Consider the following 19,715-nt stretch of genomic DNA (forward strand, 5'->3'; position numbering starts at 1 on the left):
TCGCGTCGCCGCGTAGGGTCGTTTCATCATGAAACGGGTTTGGTGGGTGTGGGGCGTGGGTGTCCTCGCCTATGTCGTGGCCGTCATGCATCGCACGTCGTTCGGCGTATCCGGACTCGCCGCGACCGAACGCTTCGACATCACCCCGGCCGTGCTGTCGGGCTTCGTGGTCCTGCAGATCGTGGTGTACGCGAGCATGCAGATCCCGGCCGGGGTGCTGCTCGACCGGTTCGGTTCCCGGGTGATGATCGCCTCGGGTGCGGCGATCATGGCGGTGGCGCAGCTGGTGCTGGCGTTCACCGAGTCCCTGCCCGCCGCCTATGCGGCCCGCGTCTTCGTCGGGGCGGGCGACGCGCTGACCTTCATCTCGGTGCTGCGGCTGGTGCCGGTGTGGTTCGACACGCGGCGGGTGCCGCTGGTGTCGCAGCTGACCGGCATCCTGGGGCAGCTGGGTCAGGTGCTCTCGGCGCTGCCCTTCGTGCTGATCCTGGGCGGAGCGGGGTGGAGCGCGGCGTTCGCGAGTGCCGCGGCGCTCGGTGTGCTCGCCTGCGTGCTCGCGGTCGCAGTGGTGCGCGACGCGCCGCCGGGGGTGGTCGTGCGGACCGAGGCTGCCGGGATGCGGCAGGTGCTCGGGCAGATCGGGGTGGTGTGGCGCAGACCGGGCACACGGCTCGGCTTCTTCACCCACATGGGCACCCAATTCTCCATCACCACGTTCGCGTTGCTGTGGGGCGTGCCGTACCTCCAGTCCGCGCAGGGCCTGTCCGCGGCGGCCGCCGGTTCGCTGCTCACCCTCTCCGTGGTCGCGGCGATCGCGGCCGGCCCGGTGCTCGGGATCCTCAGCGGCCGGTTCCCGCTGCACCGCTCGTGGCTGGTGCTGTCGATCATGGTGAGCAACGCCGCGATGTGGACGGTCGTGCTGCTGTTGCCGGCGCCGGCCCCGATGTGGCTGCTCGTCCTCCTGATCGTGACCATCTCGGTGGGCGGACCCGGGTCTATGATCGGATTCGACTATGCGCGGACATTCAACCCGAGCACCGCGCTCGGCACCGCCCAGGGCATGGTCAACATCGGTGGATTCCTGGCGTCCCTGCTGGTGATTCAGGCGATGGGGTTGATTCTGCAGCGTCTCGGCGGCTACACCTTCGAGGCGTTCCGGGTCGCCTGGCTGGCGCAGTATCCCGTGTGGGTCGTGGCGATCATCGGGGTGCTCGTCACCCGCGGCAAGGCCCGCCGCGAGGCGGGCGTGTCGCCGCGGACGCTGCGGCAGGTGCTGCGCGACGGTCGTCGCGCGGGGCCGGCGAATTCGCAGACGCGGATCGAGGAGGCTGGCGATGACGGGGAGCGGACCCGGGCGGACTGACATCCTCCGGCGGGATCTGGCTCGGTTCCTGAAGACCTGCGGGTTCGGTGTCGAAGAGTTGCGGACGAAGATCGACATCGTCCGCAGCGAGTTCGCCGACACCCACGGTTACGATCCCGTCGAGCATGCCGAAACGTGGCTGACCACGCCCGACTCGGTCCTGGACGAGGCCGATCCACCGCTGCGGGTCGAGGACCTCGGGCGGGACGTCGCCGGGATCCGGCTCACGTGCGCCGTCACCGCCGACGTGTACCGCGTACGGGACCTGCTCGTCGCCCGGCGGGACGTGCGGGTGATCGAGGCGAGGGACTACATCAAGCGCGCCGGCCCGGACGGGTACCGCGGGCTGTGCCTCGTCGTGGAGGTGCCGGTGGCGTCGACCGGCCGGGTGCGGACCGTGTACGTGGAGGTGCAGATCCGCACCGGGGTCATGGAGTCGTGGGAGAGCGTGGCGACGCGGCTGCGCACCGAGTTCGACGGTCACGTCCCGCGGGAGATGCTCGACGAACTGCGCGCCGCCGCGGAGAGCGCCCGGGATCTCGACTTGCGGATCGGCGCGTTGCAGCGGCACGTGGAGGAGCGGTCCGAGGCGGACCGGGACGCACCCCCGGCGTAGGTCCGCTCGCCCGGCGTGGCCGCGCGCGGACGGCACCGATGCGCGCGGGGGATCACGGATACGACGAACCCCGCCGCGAGCGCGTCGCGACGGGGTTCGTGCTGCGGGGCTCAGTTGTAGCTGTAGAAGCCCTGGCCGGTCTTGCGGCCGAGGCGGCCGGCGTCGACCATGCGGCGCAGCAGCGCCGGGGGCGCGTAGTGCGGCTCGGCGAACTCGTCGTACAGCGACTGGGCGGCGTTGAGGGTGACGTCGAGACCGACGGTGTCGATGAGGGTGAGCGGGCCCATCGGGTAGCCGCAGCCGCCCTTCATCGCGGCGTCGATGTCTTCCTTCGTCGCGTAGCCCGACTCGAGCATCCGCACGGCGGACGTCAGGTACGGGATCAGCAGCGCGTTGACGATGAAGCCGGCGCGGTCGCCCGCGCGGACCGTCATCTTGCCGAGGGTGTTCTTGACGTAGTCGAAGACGGCGTTCGCCGTCTCCTCCTCGGTGGTCAGCGCCGAGATGATCTCCACCAGCGGCATCACCGGCACCGGGTTGAAGAAGTGCACACCCACCACCTGTCCCGGACGCGACGTCGCCTGGGCCATCTTGATCACCGGGAGCGACGACGTGTTGGTCGCCAGGATGCCGGAGGGCTTCACGACCGCGTCGAGCTTGGTGAAGATGTCGACCTTGAGCGACTCGATCTCGGGCGCCGCCTCGATGACGAGATCACGGTCGGCGAGATCGGCGACATCGGTGGTGACCCGAACCCGCGCGATCGCGGCGTCGGCCTCCTCCTGCGTGATCTTGCCGCGGGCGACGCCCTTGCCGATCGAGCCGGAGACGCGCTTGCGGGCCGCGTCGGCGAACTCCTCGCTGGTCTCGAGCACGATCACGTCGCTGCCGGCCTTGGCGCACACCTCGGCGATGCCGGCCCCCATCGTGCCGCCACCGACTACACCGATCAATTCCACTGCCACGGGAGATTCTCCTCGATACGAAGGTTGGACCAGGGTGAACTTACTGCCGCCGCGTCAGCGGAGCAGCGCGCGGGACATGACGACCCGCTGGATCTGGTTGGTGCCCTCGTAGATCTGGGTGATCTTGGCGTCGCGCATCATCCGCTCGACCGGGAAGTCGGTGGTGTAGCCGGCACCGCCGAACAGCTGCACGGCGTCCGTGGTGACCTCCATCGCGACGTCGGAGGCGAAGCACTTGGCGGCGGAGGAGATGAAGCCCAGGTTCGGCTCCCCGCGCTCGGCGCGCGCCGCGGAGGTGTACACCATCAGGCGTGCCGCCTCGACCTTCATGGCCATGTCGGCCAGCATGAACTGCACACCCTGGAAGTCGGAGATCGGCTTGCCGAACTGCTTGCGGTCCTTGGTGTAGGCGATCGCCGCGTCGAGCGCACCCTGCGCGAGGCCGACCGCCTGCGCGCCGATGGTGGGGCGGGTGTGGTCGAGGGTCGCGAGGGCGGTCTTGAAGCCGGTGCCGGGCTCGCCGATGATGCGGTCGCCGGGGATGCGGCAGTTCTCGAAGTACAGCTCGGCGGTCGGGGAGCCCTTGATGCCGAGCTTCTTCTCCTTGGGGCCGACGACGAAGCCCTCGTCGTCCTTGTGGACCATGAACGCGGAGATGCCGTTGGCGCCCTTGTCGGGGTCGGTGACGGCCATGACGGTGTACCAGCTGGACTTGCCGCCGTTGGTGATCCAGCACTTGGAGCCGTTGAGGATCCAGTCGTCGCCGTCGGCCTTGGCGCGGGTACGCATGCCCGCGGCGTCGGAGCCGGCCTCCCGCTCGGACAGCGCGTAGGACGCCATGTCGCCCTTGACCAGGTCGGGCAGGACCTTCTGCTTGAGCTCCTCGGAGCCGGACAGGATCAGGCCCATGGTGCCGAGCTTGTTCACGGCCGGGATCAGCGAGGACGAACCGCAGACGCGGGCGACCTCCTCGATGACGATGCAGGTGGCGACCGAGTCGGCGCCGTCGCCGCCGTACTCCGTGGGGACGTGGATCGCGTTCAGGCCGGACTTGTTGAGGGCGTCGAGGGCCTCCTGCGGGAAGCGGGAGTTCTCGTCGACGTCCTTGGCGTAGGGCGCGATCTCCTTTTCGGCCAGCGCGCGGATGGCGGCGCGGAGCTCATCGTGCTCCTCGCCCAGCTTGAACAGACCGAACTCCGGGTTGAAGGCCATGACGGCGGACTCCTATCGGCACGCAGTGCCAGTTCTTGTTTGGGTGTCGCATCCATCCTACTGAGTGGAGGGCTCGCGACGTCACGAAATCGGTTCCAGTGAACCACGGCACTCAGTGCCACGTCAATGGGGTGGTGGATCGTCGGCCACCCCATTGACGTCAGTCCGACGCCGCCTCGAGCTGCGCCTGCACCTGGCGGGCGACCTCCGCGGGCGACGTGCCCGGGGGATAGGTCACCACCGTGATCGCGCGCTCGGCGTCTCGCGCCGGACCGACGGCCGGCGCGGCGCTCTGCCCCGGTGCGACGCCGAACGAGCGCCGCACCTCGAGCAGCGCGCGGCGCAGTTCCTCAGCCGTCGCGGACTCGTCGCCGCGGATCATCGCGCGCAGCAGGAAGTTGTGCGTCGCGGTCATCGCGGCCGCGAAGCTGACGATCCGCACCCCCGACTCCGACGGCACCGCCGAGCGCAGGTAGTCGGTGAACAGGCGCTCGTAGCGGTACGTCGTGACCAGCTCCCGCTCGCGCAGCGCAGGCACCCGCTGCACCACGCGATACCGCCACACCGCAAGCTCCCGCTTGTCCCGGAAGTGCCCGAACACCAGCTCGGCGGCCTCGGCGGCGGCCGCCCACGGATCGTCGAAGTTCCCCGACAGATAGTGTCCGACCTGCTCGAGCAGCGATTCGTGATCGGCGAAGATCACGTCCTCCTTCGAGCGGAACTGCCGGAAGAAGGTCCGTCGCGACACTCCCGCGGCCGACGCGATCTGCTCGACGGTGGTCGACTCGTAGCCGTACTCGGAGAACAGGCGGATCGCCTGCGTCACCACGTGCACCCGGAACTGGGCGGGATCGGGGCCGGTCGCGTCGATGCGGCGGGCGGAGTCGGGACCGAGTGCCATGGTTCTCAGTATCCAATCCGCGGTATCGAAGTCGAAACGGCCGCGCCGCCGGACCCGGCGGCGCGGCCGGCGTCAGGCCTGCGCCGAGTGCGCGGCCCGCAGCTCGAACTTGAGGATCTTGCCGGTCGGCGTCCGCGGCAGATCCAGCGGGAACACGATCTCCCGCGGCACCTTGTACCCGGCGAGCAACGTGCGCGTGTAGGAGATCAGCTCCTCGGCCGTCACGGTCTCGCCCTTCTTCAGGATCACGAACGCCTTGGGACGCTCGCCCCACTTCTCGTCGGGCACGCCCACCACCGCGACGTCCAGCACGGCCGGGTGGCTGACGATGGCCTGCTCGACCTCCACGGTGGAGATGTTCTCGCCGCCGGAGATGATGATGTCCTTGGCGCGGTCCTTGAGCTGGATGTATCCGTCCGGGTACATCACGCCCAGGTCGCCGGTGTGGAACCAGCCGCCCTTGAACGCCTCCGCCGTGGCCTCCGGATCCTTGAAGTACCCCGCCATGACGTTGTTGCCGCGCAGCACGATCTCGCCCATCGTCTGCCCGTCCGCGGGCACGTCGTTCATGTTCGCGTCGACGACCCGTGCGTTCTCCGCCTGCAGCATGCCCACGCCCTGCCGCGACAGGAGCGCCGCGCGTTCCTCGGCGGGCTTGTCGTCCCACGAGTCCTGGTATTCGCAGATCGTGTACGGCCCGTAGACCTCGGTGAGGCCGTACACGTGCACGACGGTCACGCCGATCGCCTCGAGCTGCGCGATCACCGTCGGCGACGGGGGCGCGCCCGCCGTGGTGATCCGTAGCGGCCGGTCCAGCCGGTGGGCCTGCGGGGCCTCGGCGATGGTCGAGCACACCGCGGGGGCGCCGCAGAGGTTGGTCACGCCCAGGTTGTCGATGGCGTCCCAGATCGCGTCCGCCCGCACGGCCCGCAGGCAGATGTGCGTGCCGGCGGCCGCCGTCACGGCCCACGGCGTGCACCAGCCGTTGCAGTGGAACATCGGCAGGGTCCACAGGTACTGCGTCTTCCCGTCGAACCCGTTGTGGAACGTCTCGCCGAAGGAATTGAGGTAGGCGCCGCGGTGCGTGTACATCACGCCCTTCGGCTTGCCGGTGGTGCCCGACGTGTAGTTCAGGGTGATGACCTGCTCCTCGTCGTCGACGCCCCAGGGCAGCGGGGTGTCGTCGAGGTCGTCGGCGGCGGCGAGGAACTCGTCGTACCGGGTGGTGACGATCCCGGCCGGCACGTCGGGGTACGGGACCGTCGAATCCGGCACCTCCACGACCGCCGTCAGCGACGGCACGCCGGCCGTGACACCGGCGACCGACCCCACGAACTCCGAGTCGACGAACAGCAGCGACGCCTCCGCGTGCCCGAGGATGTACTCGAGTTCGGGCCCGGCGAGCCGGGAGTTCAGCGCGATCAGCACGCCTCCGGCGAGCGGCACCGCGAAGTGCGCGATGAGCAGTTCCGGCACGTTCGGCGCCAGGAAGGCCACCCGGTCACCCGGCTGGATCCGGCTGCGCAGGACGCGGGCCAGGCGCTGCGCCTCGTCGGCGAACTGCGCGTACGTGTAGCGGCGGTCGCCGTGGACGATCGCGGTGCGGTCGGGGAACACGGACGACGAACGCTCGAGGAACCGCAGGGGGCTGAGCGGGGTGTGGTTCGCCGTTCGGGCGGTGGGGACGGACGTGGGGGTGGGCACGGATACCTCCGGGACTTCGGCACTCGGTCGGTGTACGCCATTGTGATCGCTGCAACACCGGAACGGGTGGAGGTTATGAGTCACGACAGATTCCCCGCTACCCTCCGAAGTGGGTATTCGCGGTCTCGGAGGTGGTTCCGGTGAGGTCTGTGTCGACGAACCCAGCGTCGACGAGCACGGCGTCGACGAACCCGGCGTCGACGAACCCGGCGTCGACAAGGGTCGGGACGCCGAATGTTGCGGCGACGCGCCAGGGCCCGCACGCGCACCTCCGGCCGAGCGACGAGGACGCCCTGCGCGCCGAGTTGCGGCAGCTGCAGATCTCGACCGGGATGCCCGTGCTGTTCGGTGGCACCGTGCACGGCGGGGACATGCTGCTGTCCGGTTTCGTCGGCACCCGCAGCGGCATCCTCCGCGATCTGGTGATCAGCTCCGAGTGCGGGCTCGGCGGCAAGGTGGTCGCCGAGCAACGGCCCGGCGCGGTGTCGGACTACTTCAACTCCCCCCAGATCTCCCACGAGTACGACCGGGAGGTCGCGGGGGAGGGCATCGAGTCGCTGCTCGCCGTTCCGGTGGTGGTGCGCCGCCGCACCCGCGCCGCCCTGTACGGCGGCCTGCGGACCAGCCTGCCGATCGGCGACGTGGTCGTCGAGCAGGTGATGCGGTCGGCCCGCAGGCTCGCCCGCGAGATCGAGATCCGGGACGAGGTGGACCGGCGGGTCGCCCTCATCGACAACGCCCGCGCCGCCGCGCCGTCCGCCGTGTCCGCGTCGGTGTCGGAGGGCATCACCGAGAGCTACCTGGCCCTGCGGGAGATCGCGGCACAGACGTCCGACCCGGGGATCGAAGCGCGCCTGCGGGAGGTCGAGGAGAAGCTGCGGACGCTGACCGGCGGGGCGGCCACACCGACGGTGCGGCTCTCGGCGCGCGAACGGGATGTGCTGGCGTACGTGGCGCTCGGGTGCCGCAACGCCGAGATCGCGGAGCGGCTGTCGCTGAGCGTGGAGACCGTCAAGAGCTACATGCGCAATCTGATGGGCAAGCTCGAGGTGGGCAGCCGGCACGAGGCGGTCGTCGAGGCCCGTCGGCAGGGCCTGCTGCCCTAGCAGGGCTTTGTCGCAGCCCACCTGCGGAGCGGACCGGGGCGGATTCCCGGCTCGGCGCCAGCCGGTAGCGGTGGGCAGCGCCGACATCGGATGGGTTCTTCAGCAGATCTTCACCGGATCTCGTGCTGGGCTACAGCGGTGGGCACCTACGGTGAGTGCGCCCGCCACAACCGCGGTGGAAGAAGGCGCCGGTGGCGCGTGCACGCCTTCGAGTGTCCGAGGTGAGAGATGGCTGCATCCGAGTCCGGTTCCCCGGAGTCCACGGCCGATTCGGCGCAGTCGTCGTTGCTGGCGGCTGATGGGATCGAGAAGAGCTTCGGTCGCGGCTGGTGGCCGCGACGGCACCGCACCCCGGTGTTGCGCGGGGCGGACCTGGTGCTGCGCCCCGGGGAGGTTGTCGGGCTGGCGGGGGAGAACGGCTCGGGCAAGTCGACGCTGATGAAGATTCTCGTCGGGGACCTGCGGGCCGATGCCGGCTGTGTGCGCCGTCCGCGGCGGCTGGGCTACTGCCCGCAACAGCCGGTGGTCTACGAACGGCTCACGTGCGACGAGCACTTCGAGTTGTTCGGTCGGGCGTACCGGATGAGCCCGGAGGTTGCGCACCGCTCGCGCGGCCACCTGTACGCCACGTTGGGGTTCGACCGCTACGCCGGCACCCGTGCCGACCGGTTGTCGGGCGGGACGCTGGCGAAATTGAACCTGGGGCTGGCGCTGCTGGCCGATCCGGAGGTGTTGCTGCTGGACGAGCCGTATGCCGGGTTCGACTGGGATACCTATCTGCGGTTCTGGGAGATCGTGGCGCAGCGTCGGCAGGCGGGCCGCTCGGTGTTGATCATCAGTCATTTCGTGGCGGACGAGCAGCGGTTCGATCGCATCGTCGATCTGCGGGAGGGCCGGACGGTGCCGCGATGAGCCTCGCCCCCACCGTGCGGTCGGCGGTCGGCGACGTCCGGGCGCTGATCGGCCGGTTTTTGGCCGACTATGTCCGCAACCCGGTGAACCTGCTGGTGCTGGTGATTGTGCCTGTGGTGTTCGTGATCGTCGCGGCTGGAGCGATGGCCGATGCGGCCAGGCTGCTCGGTGGCGCGGGCGGACCGGCGGTGGAAACGGCGACGGCCGGGTGGGCGGCGGGTTTCCTGGCCGGGATCGCGATGTACTTCCAGATCAATGCCGCCCGGGCGGCGGACCGGCGGCTGGTGTCGGCGGGCCTGGCGACAGGGCGGCTGGTGCTGGCCCGGCTCGGCACCGGCCTGGTGTTGGCGGTGCTGGTCTCGGCGGTGGCGTTGCTGGCGCTGGCGGTGCGGGTCGGCATCGATGCTCCGGTGCGGGTGACGGTGGGCACGGTGATGTTCGCGATGATCTACCTGGCGATCGGGGCGGTGGTCGGCGCACTGGTGCCCAATCCGGTCAACGGCACCGTGCTGATCCTGTTCGTCTGGATCGTCGACGTGTTCTTCGGGCCGGCGATCGGTTCGGCGGAGCGGGTGGCCACCCGCGGGTTTCCCACCCATTTCGTGACGCTGTGGATGGTGGATGTGCCCTCCCGCCACGGCGGAAAGGTCGGGGACCTGGGATGGGCACTGGTGTGGATGGCCGGGGCTCTCCTCGTCGGGGCGGTGGTGGTCACCACCACGGTCGGCGGGGTGCGCCGCAGCGGTGGGCTCAGCGGCCGGGCCGGGCGGGCGGATCGGTTCGCGGTGGGGCTGGACATGGGGTTGCGGGACTGGCGCCGCAACCCGGTGCTGTGGGTGCTGCTGGTGGTGGTGCCGATCGTGTTCATCGCGTTGTCGAAGGCGATGACCGTCCCCGAGTTCGGGATGTTCTCCCTGGTCGAGGACGGACGAACGGTGACGGAGGTGTTCTGGCTGCCGGACGTGCATGCCGGGACCATGACTCCGATCGCCATTGCGTCGCTGTCGGCGCTGGCGGGGTTGTTCGTGGTACTCGATGCGCGCAGCGGTGATCGGCGACTGTCGCTGGCCGGCTTCGGTGCCGGGGTGCTGCTTGCGGTCCGGTTGACGGTGATCGCGGTGGCGGCGGTGGTGGTGACCGCCTCGTCGTTGCTGGTCACCGCCGCAGTGTTCGATGCGCGTCAGTGGGGCCTGTACGCGGCCGGGAACCTGCTGCTGGCGTTGACCTACGGGCTGGTGGGGGTGTGTCTGGGACCGTTGTTCGGGCGGGTGGGCGGGGTATTCATCGCGTTCTTGGTGCCGTTCGTGGATCTGGGAATCGGGCAGAGCCCGATGCTGCGGCCGCAGCCGTCGCAGTGGGCGCAGACGCTCCCCGGCTACGGCGCGACCCGGATGATCCTCGACGGCGGGCTGACCGACAGTTTCGACGCCGCCGGGCCGTTGCTGGCTGCGCTGGGGTGGCTGGTCGGGCTCACTGCGGTGGCGGCCTGGTTGTTCCACCGGGCCCCGGCGAGCCCGCCGCGGCCCGGCGCCGGGCTCTGAACCACCCGGAGGTCAGTACTTGGCGACGGTGAGCAGCGCGACCGTGTCGGCGACGGCGTCGATCCGGTGCCGGGTGCGGGGTAAAGCGATCAGGTCCCCGCTGCGTCCGTCCCAGCTCGTCCGGTCGGCGACGACACGGATGCGCCCGCGCAGGATGTACACCGTGGCCTCACCGGGACTGACGTGCTCGGCCATGGACTGTCCGGCCTGCAACGCCACGAGAGTCTGCCGCAGCACGTGTTCGTGCCCGCGTAGACGGTCTCGGCGCTGCGGCCGCTGGGCGCGGCGGCGGCATGCGCGGCCAGGCGCCGGGCGAGCGCATCGAGCGCAAGCTTCTTCATCGCCGCTCCCGGGGACCGGTGCCGGCGTGCACGGCACCCCGCGGAGGGGTGGTGCGCGCGCTGCTGCGGGCGCCTGCGGCGGTGGGCAGGTGCACGGTGAATCGGGCGCCGGTTCCGGCTCCGCCGCTGGAGGCGGTCAGCGTACCGCCGTGGGCTTCGACCAGGGCGCGGGCGATGGTCAATCCGATGCCGCTGCCGCCTTCTTGCCGTCGGCGGGCGGGGTCGGCACGGTAGAACCGGTCGAACAGATGACTCAGGTGCTCGGCGGCGATGCCGTCGCCGGTGTCGGTGACGGTGATCCCGGCTTCTCCGTCGACGGTAGAGGTGGCGACGGTGACCGTGCCCCCGGCGGGGGTGTGCCGCAGGGCGTTGTCGAGCAGATTGCCCAGCACCTGCCCGATCCGGTCCGGGTCGACCGTGACCGCGGCGGGGTGCTCGACGTCTTCGACCAGGGCGACGCCCTTGGCGGCGTAGCGGTCGGCGGCGACGCGGACCGCGGCGTCGACGAGGGTGCGGGTGTCGGTGGGCACGGGCGTGACGGACAGCCGGCCCTCTTCGGCGCGCGAGACCGCGCCCATGTCCTCGGCGAGCCGCCCGAGCCGGGCGGTGCTCGACCGCAGGACCGCGAGGGTCTCGGCGTCGGGAACCCGGATGCCGTCTTCGAGGGCCTCGAGGTGGGCATCGAGAGTGGCCAGCGGGGTGCGCATCTCGTGCGCGAGATCCGAGAGCATGCGCCGCCGGGTGGTTTCGACCGAGTCCAGCCGATCCGCGAGCTGGTTGAACGTCTCGGCGAGCTGGTCGAATTCGTGCCCGAGACCGGGTCCGGGCAGACGCACGCCGTAGTGGCCGCCGGCGATCTCGGTGGCCGAGGCGGCCACGCCGGTGACCGAGCGCTGCACCCTGCGGGTGAAGTACCAGCTCACCGCCAGCGCCATCAGCGCCGAGACCACCAGCGCGATGGCCAGCGAGATGATCATCGCCGAAGTGAACGCCTCCTCCACATGCGCCGCCTCGGTCGAGACGTGCTCGATACCTGCCTGCTCGAGGTGGTTGTGGAACAGTCCTGGGGCGACGGCGGCGGCCACCAGCCAGGCGCTGATCGCGCCGCCGACGACGACGATCGCCTGCGCGGCCAGTAGCCGGCTGCCGAATCCGACACTGCGGCGCCCGGGCCTCCGCCCTGCTGCCGCCGGTGGGGGTGGTGTGGTCACTGCCCGGCTCCCATGCGGTATCCGACCCCGCGCACGGTGCGCACGAACACCCCGCGGGTGGCGTCGTCGCCGAGTTTGCGGCGCAGGTGCCCGATGTGCACGTCGACCAGGTGTTCGTCGCCGACCCAGCTCGGGCCCCACACCGCGGTGATGAGCTGCGCCCGGGTGAACACCATGTTGGGGTGTGCGGACAGCGCGGCGAGGAGGTCGAATTCGGTGCGGGTCAAGGCGATCGGGGTACCGTCGACCCACACCTCGCGGCCGGCCGCATCGAGGGTCAACGACCCGAACGTACGGCGGCCGGTATCGGTGCCGGACTGCGCGGGGGTGCGGCCGTCCCCGGTCGAGGGTCGGGGGCGCCGCAACATGGCCTGGATGCGGGCGATGAGTTCACGCGGACTGAAGGGTTTGGTCATGTAGTCGTCGGCGCCGACCGACAGGCCGACCAGGGTGTCGATCTCGTCGGCGCGGGCGGTGAGCATGACGACGTAGGCGTCGGAGAACGTGCGCAGCTGCCGGCACACCTCGATCCCGTCCAGGTGCGGCAACCCCAGATCGAGCACCACGACATCCGGATCGACCTGCCGGGCGCGCTCGACGGCGTCGAGCCCGTCGTGCACGAGCGTGACCTCGCAGCCGGCGCGTTCGAGGTAGGTGCCCACCACCCGGGCCAGCGCCACTTCGTCTTCGACCACCAGCGCCCGCAGGCCGCTCGGGGGGACCGCTGCGCTCGAGGCAGAGGCGGGGACGAGCTGATCGGAACCGGAGGCCATGTCCCATCGTGACCGCCGCGGCGGGCCGGTGGCGACGTTCTTCAGCGAACCTTCATCGAACGCCAACCCGCGGCGTCGGGTAACGGGCCCAGACTCGGATCCGGGCCTTTCGAGGAAGGGAGCGGCCGTGATGTGGGGATCGGGCGCAGTGGGCTGGGCCGGCTGGATGGTGATGGCGCTGACGATGATCGGTTTCTGGGCGTTGGTGGCCTTCGGCATCGCCGCGCTGTTCCGCACCGGTCACCGCACCGGCACCCCGCCACCGCCGGCCGATCCGCTGCGCGTCCTCGACGACCGTTTCGCACGGGGCGAGATCGACGCCGACGAGTACCAAGCCCGGCGGCGGGCGCTGCGTCCCTATCGGTGAGCGGCGCCGACCTCGTGTCGTCCGTTGTCGTCCCAACGTTTCCAGGAGATGTGTGTGGTGCAGATGTCCCGCCGTATGTTTCTGCTCGGTGCGTCCGCGGCCGCCGGGGCGATGGCCCTCGGTGGGCCGGTCGGCTGCGCCCGCCCCGGTGTAGCGGGAAATCCGGTCGGGCCGGGCGCCGAGGCGGTGCGCCGGCTCGAGGCCCAACGCCGTACCACCGGGCAGGCGGTGGTCGCCGCGCAGGTGACGGCGCGGCCTGTGCAGGTCGACCTCGGCGGTACGGTGGTCTCGACCTGGGGCTATGGTGACACGCTGCCCGGTCCGCTGCTGCGGGCCCGGGCCGGGGATCTGCTGCAGGTGCGGGTCGACAACCGACTCGAGGCCGACACCAGCATCCACTTCCACGGCATCGCGATGAGCAACGACATGGACGGGGTACCGGGGCTCACGCAGGAGCCCATCGTCGCCGGGGAGTCGTTCACCTACGAATTCACGCCCCCGCATCCGGGCACCTACTTCTACCACTCGCATACCGGGCTGCAGCTCGACCGCGGCCTGTACGGGGTGGTGGTGATCGACGACCCGGCCGAACCCGGCGGCTACGACGACGAATGGGTCGTCGTGCTCGACGACTGGGTCGACGGCACCGGCCGCACCCCCGACGATGTCGCCCGCGAACTCGGCATGCCGGCCCCCGGCCGGCCCGCCCCCCGCGCGGGTGGGATGGGCTCGATGATGGACCACGGCGCGATGGGCGGCATGGGCTCGATGATGGGTGCAGAGAGCATGCGCTCGGACCTGCTCGGCGGTGCCGGCGACGTGAACTACCCGTACTACCTGCTCAACGGCCGCACCCCCGTCGACCCGGTGACCCTGACCGCCGCCCCGGGGCAGCGGGTGCGGATCCGGCTGGTCAATGCCGCCTCGGACACCGCCTTCCGCGTCGGGCTCGGTGGACATGCGATGACGGTCACCCACAGTGACGGTTTCCCCGTGTCCCCCCGGAACACCGACGCGGTGCTGATCGGTATGGGCGAACGGTTCGATGTGCTGGTCACCCTCGCCGACGGGGTGTTCCCGCTCTACGCCGCCGCCGAAGGCAAACCCGGCCACGCGGTGGCCGTCGTGCGCACCGCCGCCGGGACGGCCACCACCGATACCCGGCCCGGCGAGCTGGATCGGCGGGTGCTGCTCGGCACCGCCCTGTCCCCGGCCGAGCAGGTGCGGCTGCACCGACGATCCCACGACAACTACCTGAGCGTCGACATGGGCGGCACGATGGCCCCGTACCGGTGGATGCTCAACGGCGCCACCTTCCCCGACACCGCGCCGCTGACCGTCGCCCAGGGACAACGGGTACGGATGCGGTTACGGAACATGTCGGCCATGTTCCACCCGATGCACGTGCACGGACACACCTTCGCCCTGGTCGACGGCGGAGCCCGCAAGGACACCGTGACGGTGCGTCCGATGCAGACTGTGGAAATCGAGTTCGACGCCGACAACCCGGGCCAGTGGGCCCTGCACTGCCACAACGCCTACCACCAGGAAGCCGGAATGATGACGACCCTGTCCTACCGCGCCTGAGAAGACGGAGCCTGCGTATGACGACTCCTCCCGGCGAGCACCCCGCCACCGCCGAAGCCATGAGCACCCCACCGGTGGCCGTGCCGGCCCGCAAGGGCCCGCTGGCCGCGACCTGGAACGCCGTGTCCGCGGCCCTCGGCACGGTGATGGGGCTGGCGCCGCACGTGCTGCACCACGTCGGCCTGATCGCCGGGGCCGCGCTGGTCACCGGCGCCGGGGGCAACCTGTTGTTCTTCGCCCTCGGGGTGGTGTTCTCGATTCCGCTGCTGCGCCGGCTGTATCGGCGGTTTGCCACCTGGAAGGCCCCGGCGATCGCCCTGGTGGTGTTCGCGGCGATGTTCTCGCTCTCGGCGTTCGTGCTCGGACCGGCTCTGACCGGCCCCTCGGCCCCCGACCCTGCACCGGCGCCGGGACCGAACTCGGTGCCGACCACCACCGTCCCGGCCGACCACGGCGAACACCACAGCGGCTGAGGGACTGTCACCGCAGGGCCCGGCGGTACCCGTTTCGGGGGATGCGGAGTCTTCAACAGATCTTCACCGAACCACCAGCCGAAACCCCCACCGCGGCGGGAAGAGTCATCGGCGCACGGCTCCGGTACCCACCGACCCGCACATCGGGAATCCGAGGAGGCGAGATGGCTGATCATCGCCGGGGCACTGGTACCGACGAGCACGGACCCTGACCGAGACCCGGACTTCTTCAACGGATCTTCATCCAACCACCAGAAGATGCCGGGGCGGGGCGGGGCAGACTCGGACTCGATCAGCGATGACCGTTCACCGGTGTCGGCTACCGGTACTGCGGTTCGACGGAACCGCACTGCGTACGGGGGCGAGTAATGCGTCCCCGCCATCAGAGGGAGGGACCGGATCGAATGAACCGAACCACCGTTCTCGAAGTAGGCGGCCTGCACTGGGCGACGTCGACGCCGGCCATCGAATCGACCCTGCTGCGCCGACCGGGAGTGACCGCGGTGGAGGCCAACGCGGTGAACCAGACCGCCACCGTCACCTACGATCCGGACCGCACGTCGGTGGCGGAGCTGTCGAAATGGGTGCGGGACTGCGGCTATCACTGCGCCGGCCGCTCGGTGCCCGAGCACGTGTGCGACCCGATGAGCGAACCGGCTCCGGGCCCGGGCACACCCGCACATTCCCCGCAGCCGGCGGCGCACGAGATGCCCGGCGGGCACACCGCGCAGGAGCTGGTGGGTCACGGCGGTCACGCCGGGATGTCGATGGACGCCATGGTCCGCGACATGCGCAATCGGTTCCTGGTGGCGCTGGTGCTGTCGATCCCGATCATGTTGTGGTCGCCGATGGGTCGCGAGATGTTCGGGTTCACCGTCCCGGCGCCGTTCGGCCTGCGCGACGACGTGTTCACCCTGTTGCTGAGCCTGCCGGTGATCTTCTACTCGTCGTGGATCTTCTTCGACGGTGCCTACCGGGCCTTGAAGGCGCGGACCCTGGACATGATGGTGCTCGTCGCCGTCGCGATCGGCACCGGCTGGCTCTACAGCGTGGGCGTGACACTGACGGGCGGCGGCGAGGTGTTCTACGAGGCCGCCTCCGTGCTGGCGAGCTTCGTGCTGCTCGGGCACTGGTTCGAGATGCGCGCCCGCGGCGGCGCCAACGATGCCATCCGGACCCTGCTCGAACTCGCCCCGCCGATGGCGGTGGTACTGCGCGACGGGCAGCCGGTGGAGATCCCCACCGCCGAGGTCGTGGTCGGGGACCTGCTCCTGATCCGACCGGGGGCGAAGATCCCGGTCGACGGCACCGTCGAGACCGGCAGTTCCGAGGTCGACGAATCCATGGTCACCGGGGAGTCCCTGCCGGTGACCAAGGCCGAAGGATCCGAGGTGATCGGTGCGTCGATCAACACCACCGGCACCCTGCGGGTACGGGCGACCAAGGTCGGCTCCGACACCGCCCTCGCGCAGATCGTCGCGCTGGTGCAGGAGGCCCAGAACTCCAAGGCACCCGGCCAGCGCCTGGCCGATCGCGCCGCATTCTGGCTGGTGCTCGTCGCCCTGATCGGGGGGCTGGGCACGTTCGTGGTGTGGTGGGCGGTCGACGGGGATGTGCAGCGGGCGCTGCTGTTCGCCATCACCGTCGTGGTGATCACCTGCCCCGACGCGCTCGGGTTGGCCACCCCGACCGCGATCATGGTCGGCACCGGTCTCGGCGCCCAGCGCGGCGTGCTGTTCAAGAACGCCGCTGCCCTCGAGACCTCGGCCCGCATCGACACCGTGGTGATGGACAAGACCGGCACCTTGACCAAGGGCGAGCCGGAGGTCACCGACGTCGTCGTCGACGGTCTCACCGAGGACGAGCTGCTGACCCTCGTGACGGCGGTCGAACGCGAATCCGAGCATCCTCTCGCCGGTGCGATCGTGCGCTATGCCGCCGCCCGCGGCCTTCCCGCGGTGTCGTTGGAGAACTTCCGCAACGTGCCCGGACACGGTGCGGTCGCCGAGGTGGCGGGCCGGCGGGTGGCCGTCGGCAACCGCAAACTCATGGTCGCCGAGAATGTCGACTTCGGCGCGTTGATGGACCGGCGCGACGAGCTGGCTTCGACCGGCCGCACCGCGGTCCTCGTCGCTGTCGACGGCCGCGGCGTCGGGGCGATTGCCCTGGCCGACGCCGCCCGGGAGACCTCGGCCGAGGCGGTGGCGTCGCTGCACGAACTCGGCATCGAGGTGGTCATGCTCTCCGGCGACAACGTGGCCACAGCCCGCCGCATCGCCGGACAACTGGGCATCGACACCGTCATCGCCGAGGTGCTGCCCGGCGACAAGGCCGACAAGATCGCCGAACTGCAAAGAGCCGGGAAGAAGGTCGCCATGGTCGGCGACGGCGTCAACGACGCACCCGCCCTCGCGCAGGCGGATCTGGGGATCGCCATCGGTGCCGGCACCGACGTCGCGATCGAAACCGCCGATCTGGTGCTGATGCGCTCGGACCCGCTGGATGTGTCGATTGCGCTGCGCATCGGCCGGGGCACCTTGCGCAAGATGCGGCAGAATCTCGGCTGGGCGGTCGGTTACAACGTCATCGCGCTGCCGATCGCCGCCGGCGTGTTCGAGCCCGCCTTCGGGCTGGTGCTGCGCCCGGAGATCGCGGCGTTGTCGATGTCCGGCTCGAGCCTGATCGTCGCGGTCAATGCGCTGATGCTCAAGCGGCTGCGGTTGCCGTCCCCACCGCAGGAGCAGCCGGCGCCGCGCCCGGCACCGGAGCCGATCCCTACCAGCCCGCGCCGCTGACCTCACCGCGGTGTCGGCGCATCCAGGGGTCGACGCCAGGGTGGGATCGGGTGGCCGGCGCGGCCGTAGGATCGGTGGTGTGGTCCTCGTGTACGAGATCGCGCTCGTGCTGGTGTCCGTGCTGATCGTCTGGTTCTCGGTCTACGTGCTGTACCGCCTGGTCACCGACGACTCCGACGGTCGCCACTACCGCCGCTGACACCGCCGCTCCTGAACCCGGCGCACCTGAGGTGGGCAGGGCGATTCGACCTGACTGCGGTCTTCACGCCCCCGGGCCGGGCCGATGGGTGTGCAGGGCGTCGAGACGGCGCCGGTACTCGTCCTCGTCGATCTCGCCGCGGGCGAAGCGCATGGCCACAATCTCTTCCGGCGTCGGGGCATAGGGCGCCGGCGGTGGTGTCGACCGGGGAGTCGCGGCGCGCACCAGCATCACGATGCCGACGATCACCAACGCCCAGAACGCCACCATCCCGACGGTCATGAGCACATAACCCCAACCGTTCATGCCGTTGCCGTACCAGAACATCATCGAAACCACCCTTCCTCGCCCTCGGTCGGCGCTACCGGACACCGGCTGTCCGACCCGGTCGGCCGCAGCACCGGCACCCCGCGTGGGGCAGCGGTGCGCGGTCCCGGTGTGTTCGCTGTCCACGGTGCCCGGCCTCGATGAGCTCTTCGCCGTCGTTTCCGTGAAGATCTGCTCAAGAACAGCGGCGATGGTCGCCCAGGCGTCCGGGTCGGTCGCCGATTGCCGGAGGGGCCGGGGCGGGAAGGGGCCGCAGCGTCCACGGTCCGGGCACGGAGCGCCGTGTGACCCCGGCTCCGGGCTCGGCGCGGTGGTTCTTCAGGAAATCTTCACCGAAAGGTCCGAGTTGTCGCCGGGTGCGGCTGCCAGGCTCGGATCCGGACGAGGTGCGGCCGGCCGGTCGGCCGCACCGCAGAGGGCGTATCACACCCGCAGTGGTCCGCGTCCCCCGCCGAGGGGTGAGGCGGGCCGGGTTTGCCGCAGCCGCTGTGGGGGATGCCTTCGCTATCGCGACCGTGGTGTCGGCCCGGTGCGTGTACACGACGGAAAGGAATGTTCTTGTGAGGAAGAAGTCTCTGGCCACCGGCGCAGTGGCGGTCGCTGCGGCGCTCACCCTGGCCGCCTGCAGCGACTCGGGCAACGATCAGGCCTCGCAGGCGAGCCCGTCGGCGACGGCGACCACCAGCGCCTCCGCCGAGACGGCCGCCGACCACAACCAGGCGGATGTGACCTTCGCTCAGCAGATGATCCCGCACCACAGCCAGGCCATCGAGATGAGCGACGTCATCCTGGCCAAGGAGGGCATCGACCCGCGGGTCACCGAACTGGCCCAGCAGATCAAGGCCGCCCAGGGCCCGGAGATCGAGCAGCTGCAGAGCTGGCTCACCGACTGGGGGCAGCCGACCATGCCCATGGGTACGACCAGCATGCCGATGGCCACTCCGAACATGCCCATGTCGTCCCCCGGGATGGAGATGCCCGGACACGACATGCCGATGCAGTCCACCACGATGCCCGGCGGCGGACAGATGGGTGGCGGCATGAGCGGGATGATGTCGGCCGAGGACATGACCGCCCTGCGCGACGCACAGGGTGTCGACGCGTCCCGCCTGTTCCTGACCCAGATGATCGAACATCACCGCGGCGCGATCGCGATGGCGCAGACCGAGGTCGACTCCGGGCAGAATTCCGACGCGGTGGCCATGGCGCGCACCATCGCCGAGACGCAGCAGCAGGAGATCACCACGATGGAGAACATTTTGTCCTCGTTGTGACCGCGAGAAAGCCGCCGCGCTCGCGCGGTCGGCACGGTGGGGCCCGGC

General features: G+C 70.3%; 18 protein-coding genes. 10 read left to right on the forward strand and 8 right to left on the reverse strand.

The window, feature by feature from the left end:
- Positions 1 to 28 precede the first annotated feature (28 nt).
- Positions 29 to 1,363, forward strand: coding sequence for an MFS transporter (locus tag AIIKEEIJ_RS28810; RefSeq protein WP_161997111.1), 1,335 nt, complete (start codon positions 29 to 31; stop codon positions 1,361 to 1,363).
- Positions 1,335 to 1,979, forward strand: a complete 645-nt coding sequence (locus tag AIIKEEIJ_RS28815) for a GTP pyrophosphokinase (RefSeq protein WP_006930319.1) — start codon at positions 1,335 to 1,337, stop codon at positions 1,977 to 1,979. The genes AIIKEEIJ_RS28810 and AIIKEEIJ_RS28815 overlap by 29 nt, the downstream gene beginning before the upstream one ends.
- A 110-nt stretch (positions 1,980 to 2,089) precedes the next feature.
- Here the strand turns inward: AIIKEEIJ_RS28815 and AIIKEEIJ_RS28820 are convergent, their stop codons facing one another.
- The 4 genes from AIIKEEIJ_RS28820 to AIIKEEIJ_RS28835 all read right to left on the reverse strand — a co-directional run bounded on the left by AIIKEEIJ_RS28820 (position 2,090) and on the right by AIIKEEIJ_RS28835 (position 6,761).
- On the reverse strand, positions 2,090 to 2,938 hold the full coding sequence (locus tag AIIKEEIJ_RS28820; protein WP_029546354.1) for a 3-hydroxybutyryl-CoA dehydrogenase: 849 nt from the start codon (positions 2,936 to 2,938) through the stop codon (positions 2,090 to 2,092).
- A 60-nt stretch (positions 2,939 to 2,998) separates the two neighbouring features.
- A complete protein-coding gene (locus AIIKEEIJ_RS28825; protein WP_006930317.1) occupies positions 2,999 to 4,156 on the reverse strand; it encodes an acyl-CoA dehydrogenase in 1,158 nt (385 codons plus the stop codon).
- Between the two features lie 160 nt (positions 4,157 to 4,316).
- Positions 4,317 to 5,057, reverse strand: coding sequence for a TetR family transcriptional regulator (locus AIIKEEIJ_RS28830; protein WP_006930316.1), 741 nt, complete (start codon positions 5,055 to 5,057; stop codon positions 4,317 to 4,319).
- A gap of 72 nt (positions 5,058 to 5,129) precedes the next feature.
- Positions 5,130 to 6,761: an acyl--CoA ligase family protein gene (locus AIIKEEIJ_RS28835; RefSeq protein ID WP_006930314.1), complete on the reverse strand. Its 1,632-nt coding sequence runs from the start codon at positions 6,759 to 6,761 to the stop codon at positions 5,130 to 5,132.
- Positions 6,762 to 7,054: 293 nt separating this feature from the next.
- On the opposite strand from AIIKEEIJ_RS28835, the gene AIIKEEIJ_RS28840 reads away from it, so the two are divergent.
- From AIIKEEIJ_RS28840 to AIIKEEIJ_RS28850, 3 genes are all read left to right on the forward strand, one after another.
- A complete protein-coding gene (locus tag AIIKEEIJ_RS28840) occupies positions 7,055 to 7,867 on the forward strand; it encodes a LuxR C-terminal-related transcriptional regulator (protein ID WP_161997122.1) in 813 nt (270 codons plus the stop codon).
- A gap of 228 nt (positions 7,868 to 8,095) precedes the next feature.
- Positions 8,096 to 8,779, forward strand: a complete 684-nt coding sequence (locus AIIKEEIJ_RS28845; RefSeq protein ID WP_238406621.1) for an ATP-binding cassette domain-containing protein — start codon at positions 8,096 to 8,098, stop codon at positions 8,777 to 8,779.
- Positions 8,776 to 10,320, forward strand: coding sequence for an ABC transporter permease (locus AIIKEEIJ_RS28850; RefSeq protein WP_161997112.1), 1,545 nt, complete (start codon positions 8,776 to 8,778; stop codon positions 10,318 to 10,320). The genes AIIKEEIJ_RS28845 and AIIKEEIJ_RS28850 overlap by 4 nt, the downstream gene beginning before the upstream one ends.
- A gap of 12 nt (positions 10,321 to 10,332) precedes the next feature.
- Here the strand turns inward: AIIKEEIJ_RS28850 and AIIKEEIJ_RS28855 are convergent, their stop codons facing one another.
- The 3 genes from AIIKEEIJ_RS28855 to AIIKEEIJ_RS28865 form a co-directional block, all read right to left on the reverse strand.
- Positions 10,333 to 10,557: a cupin domain-containing protein gene (locus tag AIIKEEIJ_RS28855; protein WP_443217126.1), complete on the reverse strand. Its 225-nt coding sequence runs from the start codon at positions 10,555 to 10,557 to the stop codon at positions 10,333 to 10,335.
- 100 nt (positions 10,558 to 10,657) lie between these two features.
- Positions 10,658 to 11,872 (reverse strand): sensor histidine kinase, encoded by a 1,215-nt coding sequence (locus AIIKEEIJ_RS28860; RefSeq protein ID WP_072636358.1) that lies wholly within the window; start codon positions 11,870 to 11,872, stop codon positions 10,658 to 10,660.
- Positions 11,869 to 12,645 (reverse strand): response regulator, encoded by a 777-nt coding sequence (locus tag AIIKEEIJ_RS28865; RefSeq protein ID WP_373566451.1) that lies wholly within the window; start codon positions 12,643 to 12,645, stop codon positions 11,869 to 11,871. The genes AIIKEEIJ_RS28860 and AIIKEEIJ_RS28865 overlap by 4 nt, the downstream gene beginning before the upstream one ends.
- 130 nt (positions 12,646 to 12,775) lie before the next feature.
- Here AIIKEEIJ_RS28865 and AIIKEEIJ_RS28870 point away from each other — a divergent pair, with 130 nt between their 5' ends.
- The 4 genes from AIIKEEIJ_RS28870 to AIIKEEIJ_RS28885 all read left to right on the forward strand — a co-directional run bounded on the left by AIIKEEIJ_RS28870 (position 12,776) and on the right by AIIKEEIJ_RS28885 (position 17,867).
- The gene (locus AIIKEEIJ_RS28870; RefSeq protein ID WP_037201187.1) at positions 12,776 to 13,012 is read left to right on the forward strand and encodes an SHOCT domain-containing protein; all 237 of its coding nucleotides are present in this window, start codon (positions 12,776 to 12,778) and stop codon (positions 13,010 to 13,012) included.
- 48 nt (positions 13,013 to 13,060) lie between these two features.
- The gene (locus tag AIIKEEIJ_RS28875) at positions 13,061 to 14,599 is read left to right on the forward strand and encodes a multicopper oxidase family protein (RefSeq protein ID WP_180987099.1); all 1,539 of its coding nucleotides are present in this window, start codon (positions 13,061 to 13,063) and stop codon (positions 14,597 to 14,599) included.
- A gap of 17 nt (positions 14,600 to 14,616) precedes the next feature.
- Positions 14,617 to 15,072 (forward strand): hypothetical protein, encoded by a 456-nt coding sequence (locus tag AIIKEEIJ_RS28880; RefSeq protein ID WP_161997113.1) that lies wholly within the window; start codon positions 14,617 to 14,619, stop codon positions 15,070 to 15,072.
- A gap of 404 nt (positions 15,073 to 15,476) precedes the next feature.
- Complete coding sequence (locus tag AIIKEEIJ_RS28885; RefSeq protein ID WP_161997114.1) at positions 15,477 to 17,867, forward strand: heavy metal translocating P-type ATPase; 2,391 nt, start codon at positions 15,477 to 15,479, stop codon at positions 17,865 to 17,867.
- 262 nt (positions 17,868 to 18,129) lie between these two features.
- Here the strand turns inward: AIIKEEIJ_RS28885 and AIIKEEIJ_RS28890 are convergent, their stop codons facing one another.
- Complete coding sequence (locus tag AIIKEEIJ_RS28890; RefSeq protein ID WP_006945984.1) at positions 18,130 to 18,396, reverse strand: SHOCT domain-containing protein; 267 nt, start codon at positions 18,394 to 18,396, stop codon at positions 18,130 to 18,132.
- A gap of 557 nt (positions 18,397 to 18,953) precedes the next feature.
- On the opposite strand from AIIKEEIJ_RS28890, the gene AIIKEEIJ_RS28895 reads away from it, so the two are divergent.
- Complete coding sequence (locus tag AIIKEEIJ_RS28895; protein WP_029546334.1) at positions 18,954 to 19,667, forward strand: DUF305 domain-containing protein; 714 nt, start codon at positions 18,954 to 18,956, stop codon at positions 19,665 to 19,667.
- The last annotated feature ends 48 nt before the right edge of the window (positions 19,668 to 19,715 follow it).

This window comes from Rhodococcus sp. YH1 (assembly GCF_009939605.1).
Taxonomy (GTDB): domain Bacteria; phylum Actinomycetota; class Actinomycetes; order Mycobacteriales; family Mycobacteriaceae; genus Rhodococcus; species Rhodococcus aetherivorans.

Excerpts from the sequence above, each read along its gene's own strand:
- AIIKEEIJ_RS28880 (WP_161997113.1), top strand. The coding sequence starts at position 14,617 with ATGACGACTCCTCCCGGCGAGCACCCCGCCACCGCCGAAGCCATGAGC.
- AIIKEEIJ_RS28875 (WP_180987099.1), top strand. The coding sequence starts at position 13,061 with ATGTGTGTGGTGCAGATGTCCCGCCGTATGTTTCTGCTCGGTGCGTCC.
- AIIKEEIJ_RS28845 (WP_238406621.1), top strand. The coding sequence starts at position 8,096 with ATGGCTGCATCCGAGTCCGGTTCCCCGGAGTCCACGGCCGATTCGGCG.
- AIIKEEIJ_RS28830 (WP_006930316.1), bottom strand. The coding sequence starts at position 5,057 with ATGGCACTCGGTCCCGACTCCGCCCGCCGCATCGACGCGACCGGCCCC.
- AIIKEEIJ_RS28825 (WP_006930317.1), bottom strand. The coding sequence starts at position 4,156 with ATGGCCTTCAACCCGGAGTTCGGTCTGTTCAAGCTGGGCGAGGAGCAC.
- AIIKEEIJ_RS28810 (WP_161997111.1), top strand. The coding sequence starts at position 29 with ATGAAACGGGTTTGGTGGGTGTGGGGCGTGGGTGTCCTCGCCTATGTC.
- AIIKEEIJ_RS28870 (WP_037201187.1), top strand. The coding sequence starts at position 12,776 with ATGTGGGGATCGGGCGCAGTGGGCTGGGCCGGCTGGATGGTGATGGCG.
- AIIKEEIJ_RS28850 (WP_161997112.1), top strand. The coding sequence starts at position 8,776 with ATGAGCCTCGCCCCCACCGTGCGGTCGGCGGTCGGCGACGTCCGGGCG.
- AIIKEEIJ_RS28865 (WP_373566451.1), bottom strand. The coding sequence starts at position 12,645 with ATGGCCTCCGGTTCCGATCAGCTCGTCCCCGCCTCTGCCTCGAGCGCA.
- AIIKEEIJ_RS28815 (WP_006930319.1), top strand. The coding sequence starts at position 1,335 with ATGACGGGGAGCGGACCCGGGCGGACTGACATCCTCCGGCGGGATCTG.
- AIIKEEIJ_RS28890 (WP_006945984.1), bottom strand. The coding sequence starts at position 18,396 with ATGATGTTCTGGTACGGCAACGGCATGAACGGTTGGGGTTATGTGCTC.
- AIIKEEIJ_RS28885 (WP_161997114.1), top strand. The coding sequence starts at position 15,477 with ATGAACCGAACCACCGTTCTCGAAGTAGGCGGCCTGCACTGGGCGACG.